The following is an 18,923-nucleotide window of genomic DNA, read 5'->3' as shown; positions in this document are numbered from 1 at the left end:
GCAACACCGCCGTATACTTTTGCAAGTACGTTAGTGATTGCTGCAGTTAGTGTAGTTTTACCGTGGTCAACGTGGCCAATTGTACCAACGTTTACGTGCGGTTTTACGCGTTCAAACTTTTCTTTTGCCATGACGGAACCTATCAGTTTTGTGTATCTAAATTACATATGAAAATAATCCACCAGAGGTAGATTAAGTTAATTTTTTCAAATAGTATTTTCTGACAGATAAAGGAAGTAATCAAGGAGATTCTTAGGACTGGTGCTGATAGGCAGAGTCGAACTGCCGACCTCACCCTTACCAAGGGTGCGCTCTACCAACTGAGCTATATCAGCAACACAAGAACTGGAGCGGGCAGCGGGAATCGAACCCGCATCATCAGCTTGGAAGGCTGAGGTAATAGCCATTATACGATGCCCGCATAAAAATCTGTTCTTAAACTACCTCTAACCGTCAAGAATAAAGTGGTGGAGGGAGCTGGATTCGAACCAGCGAAGGCTGAGCCGTCAGATTTACAGTCTGATCCCTTTGGCCGCTCGGGAACCCCTCCACGATAATTCTCTACTAATTCACTTCCGGTAAAAGGAAAGTGGTGCCGACTAACCGAGTCGAACGGTTGACCTACTGATTACAAGTCAGTTGCTCTACCAGCTGAGCTAAGTCGGCACTGCTTTAGTACGGGGCGAGATATTAGAGTAAGGTTTATTGGGATGCAACAATAAAATTAAAAAAAGTGTAAATTTTTAGTTTAAATGCTCAATATTCACGCGAAAACGCGTTTTTTGCACTTTTTTATACTGTTTCGGTTAATTCGTACCAATAATTCAATCCCTTCATTACGAGCAATGAATCAAAAATACTTCCTGCAAATTGCTGCTGCAATAGTGAGCCATAGCCACCAGCAAAAATAATTTGTGTTGCTTGTTCTGTTTTTTGAGCCGTTAAATTCAGCTTAGCTTGCTCAATTGCCCCGATGGTTGCCACTAAGGCACCGTTTTTTAAACCATTTGGCGTGTTTTTACCCAATTCATTAGTAAACGGTGTTTTACCGTCATCAAAAACACGTTGGGTGTTTTGTGTAAGCGATGAGGTCATTAAATCAAGCCCGGGTAAAATCCAGCCACCTAAATGTAGGCCTTCACTATTGAGCACATCAATTGTTGTCGCAGTACCCGCATCAACAACAATACATACTGTGTTTGGATATAACATAAAGCCTGCAATAAGCGCAAGCCACCTGTCTATGCCTAAGTTACCCACATGCTCGTAAGCGCATACAAGATCTCCAAGCGTTTTGGTTACCTTGGCCTCAAAGCTAGTAATATTATTACTAGCCGCTTGCGCGAGAATATCGTTTAGTAAATCACTGCGCCCTACGCACGCATAAATCACTTCGGTTATTTGTAACCAAGGTAGGTTATTTATATCTGCTGGTTGTGCTTGCTCGTTATGCCACAGCACAGCTTTTAGTGATGTATTTCCTACGTCGATCAGTAATCTCATACTTGCGCCTTTCTGAGGGAGACTTCCCCACCGTAATAACTTTTTACTTCACCATCTTGGCGAATTCGTATTCCACCTTGTGGGTCAATACCTTCGCATATTCCACGCCAGCTTCGGTGTCCTGTATTTAGCTCAACATAATCGCCAGCAAACGCATTAAGCGAATTCCATTGCTCATACATATCTTGTAAGCCAGTTTGGCGATACTGCACTAAACGCTGCTCTAAATGATAAGTAAGTGACGCCACCAGCTGGTTTTTATCAAGCTTTTGAGTATGTTGATTTAAGTCGGTCCACGCTTGGTCTATATGTTGGCTAAAACTCTCAGGCATTTGTAAATTAATACCTATACCAATCACTAACTGACAAGGTCCTTGCGGTTGCCCATCTAATTCAACCAATACACCTGCAAGTTTTTGTTTATTTATATAAATATCGTTAGGCCATTTAAGCTCTACGTCAATTTGGTATAACGCTTTAATTGCATCATAAACAGCAAGGCCTACCGCAATTGATACACCCATTGCAGCTTGAAGCCCGTCATCTAAACGCCAAAAGTAACTGTAATACAGATTAGCGCCAAATGGGGATTGCCAAACACGGCCGCGTCGGCCGCGCCCTGCTTGCTGCATTTCGGCAACAATAACAGTGCCAGACTCAAGCGCTGTTTTAGCCTGTATACGGCGCATAAGCTCGCTGTTGGTCGAATCAATAATAGGGTGTACTTCTACATCGGCAGTATTAGCACCTAGCGCTTTGTAGTGCTGATCAATTTGTGTTTTATTTAAAAGGCCCACCTGACTATTCAAACAGTAGCCTTTGCCAGTCACTTTAAAAATATCCAAGCCCATTTCTTGTAACGTTTTGATATGTTTACTCACCGCAGCTCGGCTAATTCCTAGCTTTTCACCCAAGGCTTGGCCAGATACAAAGCCCCCTTGGTTAAGTGCATTTAAAATAGCGAGTTTGTTTCCATCAGGTGCTTTCATTGCTCAGGCTCCGCGTTAATATGGCATTCGCTGCGCGCATCCATTAAACGTACTTCGTGCTCTAACATAATGTTGTAACGCGTATAAACAACTTGCTGAATGTGTTTAATCATTTTTATTAGGTCACCACCTTCACTATTTCCGTGATTAACAAGTACTAGTGCTTGTTGTTGATGCACTTCTATACCTGCCTCGCGGTGCCCTTTTAAACCACTTTGATCGATTAACCAACCTGCTGCGACCTTGTGATGACTTTGCCCATATTCGTAATGAGGTAAATCTGCAAATTGCTTTAATAGCTCAGCTAACTGCTGGTTGGTTATTATTGGGTTTTTAAAAAAGCTACCCGCATTGGCAAGTGTATATGGGTTAGGTAATTTGCTATTGCGAGTTTGTATTACTTGATCGAATACTGCTTGCGGGGTAATGCTTGAGAGCTGTTGCAGGGGGCCATAACTTAATACTGGTTGCCATTTTTTTGGGAGCGCTAAATGCACTTGCGTGATCACCGCTTTATTTTTGAGAGTATTTTTAAATATTGAGTCTCTGTAAGCAAATTCACATTGCTCGTTATTTAGTGAATGCATAGTTTTAGTGGTTATATCAAAGTACTCTACCAACTCAACAAATTTAGCTATCTCAACGCCATAAGCACCAATATTTTGTACCGGTGATGCGCCAACAGTGCCCGGTATAAGTGCTAGATTTTCAAGCCCGGGTATATTTTTCTCTAATAAATAACTGACTAGTTGATGCCAGTTTTCGCCTGCAGCAATACTTATTAGTGTGTCGCTCTCACGCTCGGTGATTTTAATACCTTTTAAGGCTATTTTTATAACCGTACCCATGTAGTCATTTAAAAATACGGTATTACTGCCCTCGCCTAGCAAACAAAACGGTGCACTAAAACTTTGCGTTTTAAGTTGCTCAAGCTGAGTAATTTCAACAAAATTTTGGCATTGGCTGTTTAATGCGAATGTATGTAAGGAGTGTAATGAATGCGCCACAAAGCTCTCTAAAAATACCGGTAACTAATCGCAATAGTTTACCTCATCGTCGCAAATGTGGCACTAGATTGTAAAAATCACTCAACCCACCGTGTCAATCGTGATATAAAACCAGCACTTTTTTATTTGTGTTCAGAGTAATGATGAAAATTAAACCTCTTTTTTTAAGCCTCGCTATGGCGGGTATGTGTTCGCAAGCAATGGCTAATGCGATTGACCAAAACTCGTATGCTAACCTTGATGATGTTGTTACTACTCACTTAAACCTTGATTTAGATGTCGACTTTGCCGACAAGCAGTTAGAAGGTTTTGTTGAGCATACTCTTCAGTGGAACAACAGCAAAAGCAGAACTCTCGTACTTGATACCCGCGACTTAGACATTGATAAAGTAATGTACAAAGATCAAAGTGGTAACTGGAAAAAGGCGACTTTTGATTTAGCTAAGCGAGATGACGTTAAAGGTTCAAAGCTTACTATTGTGTTTAAAAACCAAGCTGAATTAGTTCGTATTTACTACAACAGTCGTCCAGAAGCATCTGGCCTGCAATGGTTAACACCAGAGCAAACGGCAAGTAAAACGCATCCATTTATGTACAGCCAATCGCAAGCAATTCATGCACGTAGTTGGATCCCAGTGCAAGATACACCCGCAATGCGTGTAACTTACTCTGCACGAATTCATACACCAAAAGATATACGTGCTGTAATGAGTGCCGATAACAAAGATGCGCTTTATAAAGATGGCGACTACATTTTTGATATGCCACAAGCAATTTCACCTTACCTAATTGCTATTGGCGCAGGTAACTTAGAATTTAAAGCAATGTCGCACCAAACGGGCATATTTGCTGAGCCTACAATTTTAGATGCCTCAGTTGCTGAATTTGACGACACTCAAGCCATGATCGACAAAACAAACGCCATGTACGGCGAATATGCATGGGGTCGCTACGACTTATTAATGCTACCGCCAAGTTTTCCGTTTGGTGGCATGGAAAACCCACGCTTATCATTTATAACCCCAACGGTTGTTGCCGGTGATAAAAGCTTAGTTAACCTTATTGCCCATGAGCTTGCTCATTCTTGGTCAGGTAACTTAGTAACTAACGCAACGTGGGAAGATTTATGGTTAAACGAAGGTTTTACCTCGTACGTTGAAAACCGCATTATGGAAGAAGTATTTGGTCGTGACCGTGCGGTTATGGAACAAGCACTTGATTCAGCGTCTTTACGCGCACAAATTAAAACAATTGATGCACCAGATACACGCCTTAATTTAAAGCTTAATGGCCGCGACCCAGACGATGCGTTTAGCTCAGTGCCTTACACTAAAGGTCAGTTATTTTTAATCTATCTAGAAAACAAATATGGCCGCGATAAGTTTGACCCGTTCGTAAAAGCGTACTTTAAAGAGTTTTCGTTTAAATCACTTACTACCGCGCAATTTGTTACTTACTTAAAAGCTAACTTAATTGAGAAGTACCCTGGTGTTGTAAGTATGGATAAAGTAAACGAATGGATTTTTGAGCCTGGCTTACCAAGTGATGCGCCAAACCCTACTTCTGATGCATTTGATAAAGTAGATACTGCAACAGCAGCATGGTTGAAAGGCGACACAACAGCAGCTCAACTACCAACGGCTGATTGGTCTGTACATGAGTGGCTACACTTTTTAAATAACTTACCACGCGATTTAAGCATAGAGAAAATGAGCGAGCTTGATAGTGAATTTAACCTAACGCAATCAACTAACGCTGAACGTGCGTTTGCTTGGTTTATGCTAGCAGTAGGTAATGGTTATCAACCAATTTATCCTGCGCTTAATAAGCACTTATCAGGTATTGGCCGTCGTAAGTTAATTGTGCCGTTATATAAATCACTTATCACTAACGGTAAAAAAGACTGGGCACAAAGCGTGTACTTAAAAGCACGCCCTGGGTATCACCCTCTTGCGCAAGGTACTATTGACGCATTATTTGAATAAATAGCGTTAACTAGAAACTAAAAAGGGCCAAATTTGGCCCTTTTGTTTTTCTGTTATTTTACTTTGTTACTTTTTCTAAAAAAGCTTTACGCTCTGCAGTTGTGGCTTGTTGCCACCAAAAATCAAGCATTTGCGGCGCACTTGGCATTCCTTTACCTGTAATTGGTGCTATCGGCTTTATCGGCTGACTAGGACGTGAAGGTCCTGCAGGCAATGTATTTTGCATTACCGGTTTATTGCTTGCTAGTTGCGTGTTAGAAATAACACTTAAAGGCTTAGCAACAGCGCTACTTTTTGCTTTTAAACTAACTTGTGGCGCTTCTGCAAATACTTTTGCAGATACTGCATTTTCAGCACGATTAAACACTAAGGTATAATCTTTACCTGCTTCAACAGTTACACTTACCCAAAATGGTTCCGACTCCACAACTTCGTGCGTGTCATAATCATCTTCATATAAATCGGTGTACTTTAGCCTAAGCTGATAAGTTCCGGGGGCAAGCTCTACATCATCAATACGACTAAACAAAGAGCTTTCTAGCATTTTATCGCCCACTTGCAGTGGTACAAATTCTTCTGGAAAGTGAATATTCTCAGCATTAGCCGAAAAACTAAGTAGTAATGCAACTGCACTACTTATTAAAATTGGTTTAAGCATATTAACTCCTTTATTTGATTTCAGTTTGACACTGCTTTGAAAGTTTGTCATTAGTGAGCTTAAAATTCACAACACTTAATTAGGAACACACTATGAGCCAAGAAACTATTTTTACCAAAATCATTAATCGTGAAATCCCGGCAGATATTATTTACGAAGATGAAAACACTCTCGCATTTAAAGATATAAACCCACAAGCGCCATTTCATGTGTTAATTATCCCAAAAAAAGCAATTGCTACTATAAATGATATAAATCCTGAAAACTCACATTTAGTAGGCAACTTATACGTAGTTGCAGCTAAATTAGCTAAGCAACATAATTTTGCTGAGGACGGATACCGCGTAGTTATGAACTGTAACGAACATGGTGGGCAAACTGTTTATCACATACATTTACACATGCTTGGCGGTAAAGAAATGGGCTGGCCACCTTATCAAAATGTAAAAAAAGTAAAATAATTAAAAGTTTTTATTAAATTGTTCCACTCAATTAATTAGTTACAAATGTTATGATTTTTCATAGTTATAAAGAATAAATAGTTACTTATTTGCAACATTTTGTGTTTAAATAATCGTAATATCGTATTTGTTATTGAGTACATCAGCGATTTTCTAATACAAAAGGTGTGGAAGTCGTGGTAAACTTAGTCAGTCAGCTTTATAAAAGAGTATAAAAAACATGAGCAGTTCAGCCTTTTTGTTATTAGATCAAGAGCCAATTAACACTATTGGTATTAACGTTTTAGAACCTTTGTTAAAAACGCAAGGCCTTGACGTAACCACAGGTACTAATATTTTAGACATACCTGAAGGGACTCGACTTTTGTTTATTGAAACATCAAGCAAGGATGCATGGGGAAAACTAAAAGAACAACTAGTAAACCTACGTATTAAATGCGATATCATATTATTTAATTTAGACGAAAACCCTGAGCTTGCTAATCGTGCATTGTTAAGCGGTATTCGTGGCGTATTTTACACAACAGATAACGCCGATGTATTAATGAAAGGTATTCGCTTACTACTTGAAGATCAACTTTGGTACCGTCGCGATATTATGTGTAATGCATTAAATCGTATGCTGCAATTTAATAAAGATGCGCTGCATAAACTAACCGAAGGTGATATTGAGCCTGTTAAACTTACTAAGCGAGAAAAAGCAATAATCTCACTAATGAGTAAAGGTTCCAAAAATAAAGAGATCGCAGAAGATTTAAGTATTAGTCCACATACTGTTAAAACACATTTATACAGCGCATTTAGAAAAACCAAATGTCGTAACCGTATTGAACTTCTATCGTGGGCACAACAAAATATCCCTGATGAAATTCGTTAATCAAATATTTAGTTTAAATTTAAAAGCAGACACTTAGGTGTCTGTTTTTGTATGTGTTACACACTTATTTAATACCAATTTGCTTGCCTAAGTGATCTGTTTTGATAATTGGTATAAGTGTATACTTTTGATAATCTTAGTTTAATAGCTACTTTGCTGGAATATTAATGCTCGACTCCTTCACTCTTTATTTTGCCAGCATCGCCATCATGGTCGTAATGACCTTACTTAACTTTTTGACATGGCGAACAAACAAACAAATATCGGGCACGCTGCTATACATTTTTTATCCCATATTGCTATTAGGCTCTGTTATTGGCTTTACTCTTGTTGGTGATACACATAATTTAGTAATTATTAGCGCTGCCAGTAGCATGATGTTTGCCGCATCAATAGTGCACTGCCTTTCACTTAGTCAATTTTTAAATTATCGCGGTATTGGTTTTAAATTACTCTGCTCAGTGACCGCTTTTTGCACTGTAATGCTTGGCTATTACACCTTTTTTGACCCATCTTTACACGAAAGAGTGATTGCATCCGATATACAACACATAGCAGAAGCCGGTTTTTTACTGTTTATATTTATTAAGTGTGCACGCAAACCCTATCCTAATGGCAGTATTGTATACATAACCATTTTAACGCTTGTTGCTTTAAGCTTTATTGGCCGCTCGTTATTTATGGATAACATTGAACAAAAAAATCTTTTAGTAAACGGCTGGTTTAGCTCTTTGCTATTTTTAAATGGCGTGATTGCACCCATGTTTTATGCTGCAGGTATGGCGTTATTATGTAATGAGCGCAGAGAGCAGCACCTCAATAAATTAGCCGATAAAGCACAAAAAGATTTAGAAATACGCGGGCTCTTTTTATCAACTATAAGCCACGAAATTCGCACGCCGCTAAACGGTATTTTAGGCAGCGCCCAACTTGTTATGAACCAAACAAGTGATACCCGCAATAAAGCCTATTGCGAAGCGATTATAAATTCTGCCGAATCACTTAACTTATTGGTAGATAAGGTCCTTGATTACGCGAGCCTAGATCAAAGTGACGAAGCGCTTTACGAAGAAGATGTAGAGTTTAAAACATGGCTTAATAATTTATGTTTATTACTAAGCCCTCTCGCCGAGCAAAAGCAACTCAAGTTTGAACTAATATGTAATATTCCTGAGCAAGCCTGTTATTACTGCGACCAGCAAAAACTTAGGCAAATAATTATTAATTTAGTGGGTAATGCCATTAAGTTTACAGACCACGGAACCGTTAAAATTCAGGTTGATTTAGTATTAGAAAAACAACTTGAGCACACTATAAAAATTAGTGTCAAAGATTCAGGGCCAGGTATAGAAAATGATGAGATAGCCTACTTAACAGAACCTTATGTACAAAGTAGTGCAGGAAAAGAGAAAGGCGGAACCGGCCTTGGTTTAGCTATTACCAGTCGCCTGCTTGAAAAGCTCAGTAGCCGACTCGAAATAGCCAGCCAGCTTGGTACTGGTAGTGTATTTAGCTTTACCGTTACTTTTACTTTAGGTGAATTAAGCCTTGTAGAGCAGCGCCATCAAACTAAAGATTACTTAACAGGTCTTAATGTACTACTGGTTGAAGATTTAGATTTAAATCAAAAAATTGCTATAGAATTTATGGCCGACGATGAACACAAAATTAAGCTCGCAAAAGATGGGAAAAGCGCCATAGAGCTCATGCAAGCTCACCACTTCGATGTTGTTTTGCTTGATATGAATCTACCTGATTTAACAGGCCAAGAAGTACTTAAACGTCTAAAACGCATTGATCATAAAAATCAACGAACTCCAGTACTCGCATTTACTGCAAGCCTTAGCCCAGACGAAGTAAAAGAGTATTTAGAATTAGGAATAAAAGACATTGTAGGCAAGCCTATTAAGCACGAAAAGCTTCGCCAAGCACTTAGCGACTCTCAATCTAATCAAACTGCGAGTATTGCAGTAGAGCTTATTGATACGTTGTATGACAAAACAGCGGCCGAAACACTCACCAGCTCGTTTAGTGAAGATGAAGTATCGTCGATTTATAATGAGTTTGTGCTTTCGGCGCGTAACAAGCTAATTCGCTGTCAAAAGCTTATTGATCAACAACCAGAGCAATGCATTAAGCTTTTACATCGCCAAGCAAGTACCGCTCTGCAACTTGGTTTTAATCGCTATGGTATTGAGCTGAAAAAAATAGAACGTCGTTTACTCGATAAAAAGCCACACAACGATATGCTTGATGAAGCGTTAGATCTGTGGCAACGCAGCTTAGAGCAATATTTAAAGTTTGTGCGTGGGCAGTTAGAGTAATAGTGAATTAGCTTTAAAAATAGCTAATTATTAGCCTCTTCCATATTTATCATCAAATCGCTCTATATCGCTTTCATCAAGTACAGCACCGGTTTGCACTTCAATGACAATTAACGGCTCTTTTTGATTATTAGCCAAGCTATGAATTTGTTTTGCGGCGATATAACACGATTGGTCGTGCGTTAGCGTATGCGCTTGCTCATTAATACACACATCTGCAATACCCGAAACCACAACCCAATGTTCAGCACGATGCTGATGGCGCTGCGTCGAAAGCTTAGCACCGCTATTAACAGTAATTTTTTTAACTTTAAAGCCAGTGCCTTTAACCAAAGTACGGTAATTCCCCCATGGGCGAAAAACCACTTGATGATGGTTAAGTTTATCGGCCTGTGTTGTAGCAATTTGCTTAAGCAACAAAGGCAAAGAATCTAGCTCATTTTGGTTTGCAATTAACGTGGCATCATGAGTATGAATAATTGCTAAATTGCTTACTCCAAGCGTGGCAATAGTGTGTTCAGTCTCGTTAATAACTAAGTTATTAGTGCTTTTTTGAGCCATATAATTAGCATTTAAGCTATTACCGTTTTCATCTTTTTTTGTAAGCGCATCAAGGGATGAAAAACTACCTACATCACTCCATTTTAAATCAACAGGCATAACAACTACGTTATTACTGCGCTCTAAAATAGCGTAATCAATTGAATCGCTTGGGCAGTGCTCAAGCGCACTATTGCTTGGGCGGGTAAACCCTAAATCTTTAGTAAATTGTGTTGCTGCAGCGACACTCGTTGCTATTTTTGGCGCAAACCGCTCGAGCTCTTTTAAATAGGTCGCTGGGGTAAATAAAAACATGCCGCTATTCCAGCTATAACCACCTTGAGCTAAATAACGGTTCGCTGTATCTAAGTCAGGCTTTTCTTTAAATTGAGCAACATCGTAACAACCCGTTCCAGCAATAGCCGCGCCTTGTTTTATATAGCCATAACCAGTATGCGGTTCTGTAGGAGTAATCGAAAATGTAACTAGCTTTCCTTGCGCAGCAAGTTTTACAGCTTCAGGGAGCTTAGCTGTTAATACATCAAAGTTTTTAATATGATGATCGGCAGGCATCACTAATAGCGGACCGGTAATCCCATTTTGCAGTGCATAGTGGGCGGCTAATGCGATGGCAGGAGCGGTATTTTTACCTTTGGGTTCGAGTAATAATGCAGTAGGAATTGAGCTTGCAGCTTGCTCGGCGGCAATAAATCGGTGCTGCTCATTACACACTAAAATAGCATTATCAAACAACTCATTAGAAACACGCGCCAATGTACTTTGCAGTAATGACGTGTTTTCATTTAGTAGTGGTAAAAATTGTTTAGGCATTGCTTGGCGAGAAAGCGGCCACAAGCGAGAGCCTATGCCACCAGCTAAAATTACAGGAGTGATTAAAGTGTTCATAATGTATATTAGCCGCCAACAAAAATATCTGCGACTATTTTAACACTTTATTGGCTCTGCGCTAAATTAACGTGTCTATATTAATGTAAAAGGGTCTGCATCTAAATAGGCAGGAAACGCTGCTTTAAACTCATCCAGTGGTGCTTTTTCAAGTGTGATAGTAACTAGTTGCTCTGCGTCATCTTGCGCTTTAGTTAACGCATCGCCTTTGAAGTCGTATACTGCGGTACCGCCATTGTGCGCCACACCATTACCGTCGTCACCCACACGATTAACGCCTACTACGTAACACAGGTTTTCCATTGCACGCGCCATAAGTAACGTATCCCAAATATGGCGGCGCACAGCAGGCCAGTTTGCTACGTTTATCATTACATCGTAGTCGTTATTATTACGTTGAAATACCGGAAAGCGCAGGTCGTAACATACCTGCGGTAATAGTTTAAAACCATTGATTTCAAAAACTTTGCGTGCTTGCCCTGCTACAACGTAGTCACCCTCACTGCCTAAGCGAAATAAATGGCGCTTATCGTAATAACTCACCTCTCCATCGGGTTTTACCCAATAAAACCGATTTGCTTTTTTATCGCCTTGTGCAACAAGTACCGAACCCGCAATAAACGCATTATGTTTATGAGCCTGCGCCTTTAACCACGTCAGTACTTTACCGTTTTCGGGCTCTGCACAATCTAAATTAATAGCAAAGCCAGTCGAGAATGTTTCGGGCAATAAAATAAGATCGGGCTGATGCGTAATTGACTCAAGCTGCTTATTAAACATGGCTAAATTAGCATCTTTATCAAGCCAATAAAGCGAGCTTTGCAATGCTGTAATGGTTAAAGTTGACATAATATTTGCGCAGCCTCTATGAGAGTGTTGTCGTTTTTAGCAAAGCATAAACGAATGACTTTGTCGGTTGGTGGATTTTGATAAAAAACACTTAACGGAATAGCCGCAACACCGGCTTGCTCAACTAACCAGTGGCAAAAATCAACATCGTTTAAATCCGATACATCGCTGTAATCTAACAATAAAAAGTAAGTGCCCTGGCTAGGTAAAATTTTAAAACGGCTGTTACTTAAATGACTCGCTAATAAGTCTCGTTTTTGCTGATAAAACCCACTTAGCTCATCTATATGCTCGCCTTGCTGCTCGAGCATATCGGCAAGCGCATGCTGTGCGGGGGTAAAACTTGAAAACGTAACGTACTGATGAATTTTTCTAAATTCGACAGCTAAATCTGCAGGTGCAATACAGTAACCCATTTTCCAGCCCGTGCTGTGAAACGTTTTACCAAAACTCGATACAACAAAGCTTTTGGCAAATAATTCATCATCGCGTAATACGCTTAAATGCGGTTGTTCATCAAACGTAATGTGCTCATATACCTCATCGCTTATTACATACAAATTGTGAGTACCAACTAACTCTTTAAGCGCTTTTATATCTTGTGGCTGTAATATTTTACCGCTTGGGTTATGAGGCGTATTAATAATAATTGCACGGGTATTTTTAGTAATTGCTTGGCTTACTACTTGCCAATCAATAGTGTAATTTGGCGCACTTAAAGCAATGTGTACTGACTTTCCACCAGCGAGTTCAATTGCCGGTTGGTAAGAGTCATATGCAGGGTCAAATACAATCACTTCATCACTTGGGCGCACAATTGTTTGAATAGCCACAAACAATGCCTCTGTTGCACCTGAGGTAACAGTAACTTGATCAGCTGCGTTGATATCAGCTGCATATTTGCGCTTTGCTAAATCAGCAATTTGTTGCTGTAATCGTGGTACACCACTTGAAGGTGAATATTGATTAACGCCCTGCTGCACATAATAATTTAACTGCGTTTTTAAAAGATCAGGAGCATCAAACTCAGGAAAGCCTTGAGAGAGATTAATTGCCGAAAACTCATTAGCCAACCCGCTCATTTGGCTAAATATACTAACGCCTAAATTTGGTAATTTACTTTCAAACACGTGATGCCCTTAATGATGGTTTTGCGCTTAAAGCGATGCTATCATTGCTTAAAACAGAAGTATAGCCGTCTAAAAACAATTAACTTTACGCTCATTAGTGAGGAATGTATGCAAAACAATACCGCTATTTCACAACTTATTGAAGCCGGAAAATGGGTTAGCCAAAAAGGCTGGGTACCCGCAACAGGTGGAAACTTTTCAGCTCGTACTAGCACTGGCTTTGTTGTTACAGCAAGTGGGCACGATAAAGGCTCACTGACGCAAGAGCATTTTTTGCAATTAGATCACCAAGGCGAGCGCCTAGCAGGAGCTGTAAAGCCATCGGCAGAAACACAATTACACCTAAGTTTGTATCAGCTTATACCTGATGCACAGTGTGTTTTGCATACTCACTCTGTAGCCGCCACCGTACTGTCGCAAATTACCCAAAGGCATCAGCTTGATTTAACAGGCTATGAAATGCAAAAAGCACTGAGCGGCTTTACTTCGCATTTAGAAACGCTGAGCATTCCTATTTTCGATAACGATCAAGATATTGACCGATTAAGCCTGCTGGTCAGTGACCATCATTTACATACACCAATAGAGCATGGCGTACTTATACGTGGTCATGGCTTATATGCTGTAGGGCGCAATATTGATGAAGTTCGCCGCCACCTAGAAGCCTTAGAGTTTTTATTTAGTTGCGAACTAGAGCGCCTAAAAATAATAGGTATTCAAGCGGGAGTAACTAAATGATTAAAGCCATTTTAACCGACATCGAAGGTACAATAACCCGCATCTCGTTTGTTAAAGAGGTGCTGTTTCCTTACGCGGCAAAGCAATTACCTACCTTTGTACGTGCCAATGCTAATAAGCCAGATGTAGCTGAGCAAATTAGTGCCGTAAAAGCCCTTATCGAAAAGCCAAACGCCAATATAGAAGAAGTCATTACCACCTTACTTACCTGGATTGATGAAGATAAAAAAATCACTCCACTTAAGCAGTTACAAGGCTTAATCTGGCAAACAGGGTATGAACACGGTGATTTTAAAGGTCATTTATACCCAGATGCATTTGATTTTTTACAAGCTCAACACAACAACGATATTACTTTGTATGTGTACTCGTCAGGGTCGGTAAAAGCGCAGCAGCTACTTTTTAAATACAGTGATTATGGCGACATTCGCAGCTTGTTTACTGACTTTTTTGACACCAAAGTTGGCGCAAAACAAGAGCAAACAGCCTATAACACTATTGTTGATCTGTTACCGTTTAAAGCAGCAGAAATACTCTTTTTAAGTGATGTAGCCGGCGAGCTTGATGCCGCGCAAGCTGCGGGCATAAAAACATTACATTTAATTCGTGATGGGCAAGCAAACACCAAAACACATCCTTATATTAATGACTTTAGCCAATTTAAATTGGAGCAATTAGTATGAGCCAATTAACAGTGTATGCCGACAACAATGCAAACAAAGCACTTGTAAGCACATCAAATGCTGATGATATTGCAAAGCAACTAGCTAAAGTAAACGTACGTTTTGAACAGTGGCAAGCAAATGCAGATATTAATGAGCACACCACCCATGAGCAAATTATTAGTGCGTACAAAAACGATATAGATCGGTTAAAAACTGAAAATGGCTATCAAACAGTAGACGTTATATCTCTAGCTAAAGGTAATCCTGCCTCATCAGAGCTGCGCAAAAAGTTTTTATTTGAACATACTCATAGTGAAGACGAAGTACGTTTTTTTGTAAAAGGCCAAGGGCTATTTTGCCTACATTTAGACAATAAGGTTTATCAGGTACTTTGCCAACAAGGCGATTTAATTTCAGTGCCTGAACTTACCCCGCATTGGTTTGATATGGGAAGCGCTCCTGAGTTTACTGCCATTCGCTTATTTAACAATACAGAGGGCTGGGTAGCAAAAAGTACTGACTCGTCTATTGCAGAGCAATTTCCCTTACTCGATTAATAAAGCTCAGTGCACGCATGCCTAAACTATATTTTCTATAAGCGTATTTATGCAATTTGCAGGATGACTTCAATCACTTAACTCTGTAATATTATTTTAGCAATGCAGCTGATAAAGAGTAACTTTCCAATGGTGAACGAACAATATCAAAAGTCTAAACAACAACTAGCCTACTCACGTAAGCAAGTTGAAAAGGCTGGTCGTATTTTTCGTAAAAATGAAGGTGATTTTGACTTTGCAATAGAGGTTGTACAAAACTATCGTGCAGCACATTTATATCCGCTGACTATTATTAAAAACCTCGTATGGAAACATGTAAAAAAGCTTCATTTGCTAGAATCGGCGACTATAGTTAGACGCTTAAAGCGCTTGCCAACTATTATAGATAAGTTACAAAGAGCCTCGTTGGATGGTAAAAGTGAAAACGCAATAAATCTGAAGCGAATGCACGACATAGGTGGCTGCCGAGTAATCTTAGATAATCTAGAGCATCTATATCAACTCAACGCAAGTTTAGATTCGAGTAGAGCAGTTCATAGCGTTAAATCATATGATTATATTGAAAACCCAAAAGCGACAGGCTATAGAGGTATTCATCGTGTTTATAAAAGTTATAACAATTTAAAATCTCACGATTATAAAGGCTTTCAAATTGAAGTACAGTTACGCACTAGGCTTCAGCACCTTTGGGCTACTACTGTTGAAATTGTAGATATTATTGAAAAAGAAACACTAAAAACCAATCCCCAAGCAGCCGACACAGATTGGAAGCGATTATTTTTTATCATGGGTGAGTTTCTTGCAGTCAAAGATGGTTCAAATCAATTAAGTTCACAACAATCGCAGACCTTTGTTGATGAGCTTTCGGCACTAAATAAAAAGCTAGCCGCATTTCATAAGCTTGATGCATTTAATCGCGCATTCCAAGTTGACGAAATTAAAAATAAATCGAAAGATACAGGCTTTGCTTTACTCGTTCACAACACAGAAACACAAATGGGTCGAGTCTTTTTATATGCAGAAAATAAAAAGCAAGAAGCTCTAACGCATTACGCTGAACAAGAAAAACAAACTCACAATAACGTGCTTCTAGTTGCAGGGAGCGACTTGAAATCAATAGAAAAAGCCTACCCCAACTACCTAAATAGTACCTCTGAGTTTCTTTCAGAATTCAGTCGCATATTATTGAGTTAGCTCTTTAAGTTTACCCATTAATACTTGTTGCTGGTTATACACACCCGTATCTAACACCCACCCTGTGACCAGTTTTGCCGGCGTTATATCAAATGCAGGGTTATACACATTAGCATTAGTGGGCGCCCATAAAGCCTCACCAAAGCTACCGCTAACTCCGCGCACTTCTTGAGGATTACGTTGCTCTATTTCTATATCATTACCACACGCGGTGTTGGTATCAAGCGTGGTAATAGGCGCAACTACATAAAATGGAATGTTATGGAAATACGCAAGTACGGCTAAATTATAGGTGCCCACTTTATTGGCAAAATCACCATTGGCAGCAATACGATCAGCCCCTACCACTATTTTATCCACCTTACCTGCAGCCATTAAACTCGCCGCCATATTATCGCAAATTAGAGTGTAAGGTATTTTCCAGCGCTCAAGCTCAAAGGCAGTTAAGCGACCGCCTTGTAATAATGGTCGTGTTTCATCAACCCACACATGTACGTTGCCATATTTTTGCTGCGCTTTGTAAATAACACCTAGTGCAGTACCAATACCAGCGGTTGCAAGCGCCCCTGTATTACAATGGGTTAATATGTTGTCGCCACTATTTATAAGTTCGGCGCCACGGCTTGCCATTCGCTCACACAGCTCAATATCTTCAATAAACAACCGCTCAGCTGTGGTAACAATACCGGCAACATAACCGCTTTGCGTTAAAGCTTTACGCAATGCAGCCATACAATGCATTAAATTAACCGCCGTTGGGCGAGTGGCTTCTAGCTCATTGATTGCTTTTTCAAGCTCACCTTTAACTACCCCTTGCTCAGCTAAATACGCCACTAACAAGCTCGCGCTTAAACCAATAAGTGGAGCTCCACGTACTTTTAAACTAATGATCAGCTCTTTCATGGTTTCTACATCATGGCATTGATGCCATACCTGCTGGTGAGGTAGTAAATATTGGTCGAGCACACTAAGCGACCCGTTTTCATATTTTAAACTGCTTGCGATTAAATTTTGCATAATGCTTAAGGTATTAAAAATGCGTAACGTTATTTTACACCACTTTGAATAACTCTCAAGTTAGACTTGTAGACATCTAAACATTTAAAGGTATAGAATGCTTAAAAGCTGATTTTTGAGATTTAAACCATGACTAACTATGTTGCTTTTAATGCACAGCGCGCTATCGATTATGTATCGACATTAATTGAATCTAAACAATGTAATTTTTTTGCTCCCGGACAAGCCTTATCGGCATATGAGTTTGGTGATGGCAATCTTAATTTAGTATTTAGAATTACTGATGAGCAAAACAATAGTGTTATTTTAAAGCAAGCTCTGCCTTATGCGCGTTGCGTGGGTGAGTCGTGGCCATTAACGCTTGATAGAGCTCGTATAGAAGCACAAGTTTTGCTTAATCATGGCGCTATTTGCCCAACTTATACTGCTAGGGTTTTACATTATAGTGAAATGCAAGCACTGACTATTTTAGAAGATTTAGGTAATTTACAAATACTGCGAACTGCACAAAATAATGCTGAGCAATTTCCTAAATTAGCGCAGCACGTAGCGACCTACTTAAGCCATACTGGTTTTTATAATTCAGATTTTTATTTAACCGCACAAACTAAAAAAGCGCTCGTTAGCCAATTTACTAACCCTGAGCTTTGCCAAATCACTGAAGACTTATTTTTTAGCGATCCGTACATTGAGCACGAACGCAATAACTACCCAAAGCAACTACAAAGCGAAGTTGATGCAATACACAAGAACAGCGCATTAAAGTTAGAAATAGCAAAATTAAAAGCTAATTTTTTATCTAACCCGCAAACATTACTCCATGGTGATATGCATAGCGGCAGTATTTTTGTTGATTGTAATAATACAAAGATGATCGATCCTGAGTTTGGTTTTTTTGGTCCTACTGGGTTCGATATTGGCTCTTTTATTGGTAATTTACTTTTAAATTACTGCGCACAATACGGGCATATTGAAGATTTTTTGACTCGTCGTAATTATCAAACCCACTTATTAAGCACCCTTGTTGAATGCTATACCTTATTTGAACAACATTGGCTTACGCTTATAAATGAGCACACTACTGAAGTTGCGCTAAAGGTTACAGGCTACAGTGAATACTTTATAAAAGGGGTATTACAAGACGCCATTGGTTACTGTGGTGCTGAGTTAATTAGGCGCACCATAGGGCTCGCACATGTAACCGATATAGATAGTATTGGTGATGATAAGGCGCGTCTTATAGTGCAAAAACAAACATTAGCACTAGGCGAGCAACTTATTTTGAATGCCCACACGTGCAACAACAAAGAAGCATTTTTTAGTTTATTAATAAGCCAATTAAATTAAAAAACATTAAAAAAGGCGCTCAATGCTGTCTCTTATACAAATCCCTGCTAAGAAATTAGCGGGGATTTTTTTGAACTAAATCTCAATGTCATGATCAGATCTTCAAATCTTGTTTGAGGGCACATTATGATTAACGAACATACTCATTGGGCAAAACAACAATTCGGTAAATCGGA

The 18,923-nt window shown here is 39.5% G+C and carries 18 protein-coding genes and 4 tRNA genes; 9 read left to right on the top strand and 13 right to left on the bottom strand.

What is annotated here, in order from left to right:
* The 8 genes from I6F66_RS19610 to murB all read right to left on the bottom strand — a co-directional run.
* A partial coding sequence (locus tag I6F66_RS19610) for a GTP-binding protein (protein ID WP_231611860.1) occupies nucleotides 1-131 on the bottom strand: 131 nt, incomplete at its 3' end.
* Nucleotides 132-259: 128 nt separating this feature from the next.
* A tRNA-Thr gene (locus I6F66_RS19605) sits at nucleotides 260-335 on the bottom strand.
* An 11-nt stretch (nucleotides 336-346) separates the two neighbouring features.
* Nucleotides 347-421 (bottom strand) — tRNA-Gly (locus I6F66_RS19600).
* 44 nt (nucleotides 422-465) lie between these two features.
* Nucleotides 466-550: transfer RNA gene (locus tag I6F66_RS19595), tRNA-Tyr, on the bottom strand.
* 40 nt (nucleotides 551-590) lie between these two features.
* Nucleotides 591-666 (bottom strand) — tRNA-Thr (locus I6F66_RS19590).
* A gap of 126 nt (nucleotides 667-792) precedes the next feature.
* Nucleotides 793-1,503 carry a type III pantothenate kinase gene (locus I6F66_RS19585; RefSeq protein WP_197142730.1) on the bottom strand — a complete coding sequence of 237 codons (711 nt, stop codon included), beginning with the start codon at nucleotides 1,501-1,503 and terminating at the stop codon, nucleotides 793-795.
* Complete coding sequence (gene birA / locus I6F66_RS19580) at nucleotides 1,500-2,492, bottom strand: bifunctional biotin--[acetyl-CoA-carboxylase] ligase/biotin operon repressor BirA (RefSeq protein ID WP_007579893.1); 993 nt, start codon at nucleotides 2,490-2,492, stop codon at nucleotides 1,500-1,502. The genes I6F66_RS19585 and birA overlap by 4 nt, the downstream gene beginning before the upstream one ends.
* Entirely contained in the window at nucleotides 2,489-3,499 is a 1,011-nt protein-coding gene (murB, locus tag I6F66_RS19575) for a UDP-N-acetylmuramate dehydrogenase (protein ID WP_165729506.1), read from the bottom strand. The genes birA and murB overlap by 4 nt, the downstream gene beginning before the upstream one ends.
* Nucleotides 3,500-3,642: 143 nt before the next feature.
* On the opposite strand from murB, the gene I6F66_RS19570 reads away from it, so the two are divergent.
* Nucleotides 3,643-5,484: a M1 family metallopeptidase gene (locus I6F66_RS19570; RefSeq protein WP_165729507.1), complete on the top strand. Its 1,842-nt coding sequence runs from the start codon at nucleotides 3,643-3,645 to the stop codon at nucleotides 5,482-5,484.
* 58 nt (nucleotides 5,485-5,542) lie between these two features.
* On the opposite strand, the gene I6F66_RS19565 is transcribed toward I6F66_RS19570, so the two are convergent.
* Nucleotides 5,543-6,142 carry a DUF2057 domain-containing protein gene (locus tag I6F66_RS19565; RefSeq protein ID WP_121955040.1) on the bottom strand — a complete coding sequence of 200 codons (600 nt, stop codon included), beginning with the start codon at nucleotides 6,140-6,142 and terminating at the stop codon, nucleotides 5,543-5,545.
* Between the two features lie 92 nt (nucleotides 6,143-6,234).
* On the opposite strand from I6F66_RS19565, the gene I6F66_RS19560 reads away from it, so the two are divergent.
* The 3 genes from I6F66_RS19560 (at nucleotide 6,235) to I6F66_RS19550 (ending at nucleotide 9,804) form a co-directional block, all read left to right on the top strand.
* A complete protein-coding gene (locus I6F66_RS19560) occupies nucleotides 6,235-6,603 on the top strand; it encodes a histidine triad nucleotide-binding protein (protein ID WP_007579887.1) in 369 nt (122 codons plus the stop codon).
* A 220-nt stretch (nucleotides 6,604-6,823) separates the two neighbouring features.
* Complete coding sequence (locus I6F66_RS19555) at nucleotides 6,824-7,480, top strand: response regulator transcription factor (RefSeq protein ID WP_004334929.1); 657 nt, start codon at nucleotides 6,824-6,826, stop codon at nucleotides 7,478-7,480.
* A gap of 167 nt (nucleotides 7,481-7,647) precedes the next feature.
* A complete protein-coding gene (locus I6F66_RS19550; RefSeq protein ID WP_165729508.1) occupies nucleotides 7,648-9,804 on the top strand; it encodes a response regulator in 2,157 nt (718 codons plus the stop codon).
* A gap of 30 nt (nucleotides 9,805-9,834) precedes the next feature.
* On the opposite strand, the gene I6F66_RS19545 is transcribed toward I6F66_RS19550, so the two are convergent.
* The 3 genes from I6F66_RS19545 to I6F66_RS19535 all read right to left on the bottom strand — a co-directional run bounded on the left by I6F66_RS19545 (nucleotide 9,835) and on the right by I6F66_RS19535 (nucleotide 13,229).
* Complete coding sequence (locus I6F66_RS19545; RefSeq protein ID WP_197209613.1) at nucleotides 9,835-11,250, bottom strand: mannose-1-phosphate guanylyltransferase/mannose-6-phosphate isomerase; 1,416 nt, start codon at nucleotides 11,248-11,250, stop codon at nucleotides 9,835-9,837.
* A 75-nt stretch (nucleotides 11,251-11,325) separates the two neighbouring features.
* Complete coding sequence (locus I6F66_RS19540) at nucleotides 11,326-12,099, bottom strand: amidohydrolase (protein ID WP_165740104.1); 774 nt, start codon at nucleotides 12,097-12,099, stop codon at nucleotides 11,326-11,328.
* On the bottom strand, nucleotides 12,087-13,229 hold the full coding sequence (locus I6F66_RS19535; RefSeq protein ID WP_197120155.1) for a methionine aminotransferase: 1,143 nt from the start codon (nucleotides 13,227-13,229) through the stop codon (nucleotides 12,087-12,089). The genes I6F66_RS19540 and I6F66_RS19535 overlap by 13 nt, the downstream gene beginning before the upstream one ends.
* Before the next feature lie 108 nt (nucleotides 13,230-13,337).
* Between I6F66_RS19535 and I6F66_RS19530 the strand changes: the two genes are divergently transcribed.
* The 4 genes from I6F66_RS19530 to I6F66_RS19515 all read left to right on the top strand — a co-directional run bounded on the left by I6F66_RS19530 (nucleotide 13,338) and on the right by I6F66_RS19515 (nucleotide 16,383).
* Entirely contained in the window at nucleotides 13,338-13,967 is a 630-nt protein-coding gene (locus I6F66_RS19530; protein WP_024589460.1) for a methylthioribulose 1-phosphate dehydratase, read from the top strand.
* Nucleotides 13,964-14,650 carry an acireductone synthase gene (mtnC, locus tag I6F66_RS19525; RefSeq protein ID WP_165740100.1) on the top strand — a complete coding sequence of 229 codons (687 nt, stop codon included), beginning with the start codon at nucleotides 13,964-13,966 and terminating at the stop codon, nucleotides 14,648-14,650. The genes I6F66_RS19530 and mtnC overlap by 4 nt, the downstream gene beginning before the upstream one ends.
* Nucleotides 14,647-15,189: an acireductone dioxygenase gene (locus I6F66_RS19520; RefSeq protein WP_165740098.1), complete on the top strand. Its 543-nt coding sequence runs from the start codon at nucleotides 14,647-14,649 to the stop codon at nucleotides 15,187-15,189. The genes mtnC and I6F66_RS19520 overlap by 4 nt, the downstream gene beginning before the upstream one ends.
* Before the next feature lie 129 nt (nucleotides 15,190-15,318).
* Nucleotides 15,319-16,383, top strand: a complete 1,065-nt coding sequence (locus tag I6F66_RS19515) for a RelA/SpoT domain-containing protein (protein ID WP_101217511.1) — start codon at nucleotides 15,319-15,321, stop codon at nucleotides 16,381-16,383.
* Here the strand turns inward: I6F66_RS19515 and mtnA are convergent.
* Nucleotides 16,372-17,400: an S-methyl-5-thioribose-1-phosphate isomerase gene (mtnA, locus tag I6F66_RS19510; protein ID WP_165729515.1), complete on the bottom strand. Its 1,029-nt coding sequence runs from the start codon at nucleotides 17,398-17,400 to the stop codon at nucleotides 16,372-16,374. The two genes, I6F66_RS19515 and mtnA, sit on opposite strands and share 12 nt — an antisense overlap.
* Before the next feature lie 129 nt (nucleotides 17,401-17,529).
* Here mtnA and mtnK point away from each other — a divergent pair, with 129 nt between their 5' ends.
* Entirely contained in the window at nucleotides 17,530-18,747 is a 1,218-nt protein-coding gene (gene mtnK / locus I6F66_RS19505; protein WP_197120156.1) for an S-methyl-5-thioribose kinase, read from the top strand.
* Nucleotides 18,748-18,923: the final 176 nt, after the last annotated feature.

Source organism: Pseudoalteromonas sp. NZS100_1 (assembly GCF_015864285.1).
GTDB lineage: Bacteria > Pseudomonadota > Gammaproteobacteria > Enterobacterales > Alteromonadaceae > Pseudoalteromonas > Pseudoalteromonas arctica.
This window is presented reverse-complemented; position numbering and strand designations above follow the sequence as displayed.

Excerpts from the sequence above, each read along its gene's own strand:
- I6F66_RS19585 (WP_197142730.1), bottom strand. The coding sequence starts at position 1,503 with ATGAGATTACTGATCGACGTAGGAAATACATCACTAAAAGCTGTGCTG.
- birA (WP_007579893.1), bottom strand. The coding sequence starts at position 2,492 with ATGAAAGCACCTGATGGAAACAAACTCGCTATTTTAAATGCACTTAAC.
- I6F66_RS19570 (WP_165729507.1), top strand. The coding sequence starts at position 3,643 with ATGAAAATTAAACCTCTTTTTTTAAGCCTCGCTATGGCGGGTATGTGT.
- I6F66_RS19565 (WP_121955040.1), bottom strand. The coding sequence starts at position 6,142 with ATGCTTAAACCAATTTTAATAAGTAGTGCAGTTGCATTACTACTTAGT.
- I6F66_RS19560 (WP_007579887.1), top strand. The coding sequence starts at position 6,235 with ATGAGCCAAGAAACTATTTTTACCAAAATCATTAATCGTGAAATCCCG.
- I6F66_RS19555 (WP_004334929.1), top strand. The coding sequence starts at position 6,824 with ATGAGCAGTTCAGCCTTTTTGTTATTAGATCAAGAGCCAATTAACACT.
- I6F66_RS19550 (WP_165729508.1), top strand. The coding sequence starts at position 7,648 with ATGCTCGACTCCTTCACTCTTTATTTTGCCAGCATCGCCATCATGGTC.
- I6F66_RS19545 (WP_197209613.1), bottom strand. The coding sequence starts at position 11,250 with ATGAACACTTTAATCACTCCTGTAATTTTAGCTGGTGGCATAGGCTCT.
- I6F66_RS19540 (WP_165740104.1), bottom strand. The coding sequence starts at position 12,099 with ATGTCAACTTTAACCATTACAGCATTGCAAAGCTCGCTTTATTGGCTT.
- I6F66_RS19530 (WP_024589460.1), top strand. The coding sequence starts at position 13,338 with ATGCAAAACAATACCGCTATTTCACAACTTATTGAAGCCGGAAAATGG.
- mtnC (WP_165740100.1), top strand. The coding sequence starts at position 13,964 with ATGATTAAAGCCATTTTAACCGACATCGAAGGTACAATAACCCGCATC.
- I6F66_RS19520 (WP_165740098.1), top strand. The coding sequence starts at position 14,647 with ATGAGCCAATTAACAGTGTATGCCGACAACAATGCAAACAAAGCACTT.
- I6F66_RS19515 (WP_101217511.1), top strand. The coding sequence starts at position 15,319 with ATGGTGAACGAACAATATCAAAAGTCTAAACAACAACTAGCCTACTCA.
- mtnA (WP_165729515.1), bottom strand. The coding sequence starts at position 17,400 with ATGCAAAATTTAATCGCAAGCAGTTTAAAATATGAAAACGGGTCGCTT.
- mtnK (WP_197120156.1), top strand. The coding sequence starts at position 17,530 with ATGACTAACTATGTTGCTTTTAATGCACAGCGCGCTATCGATTATGTA.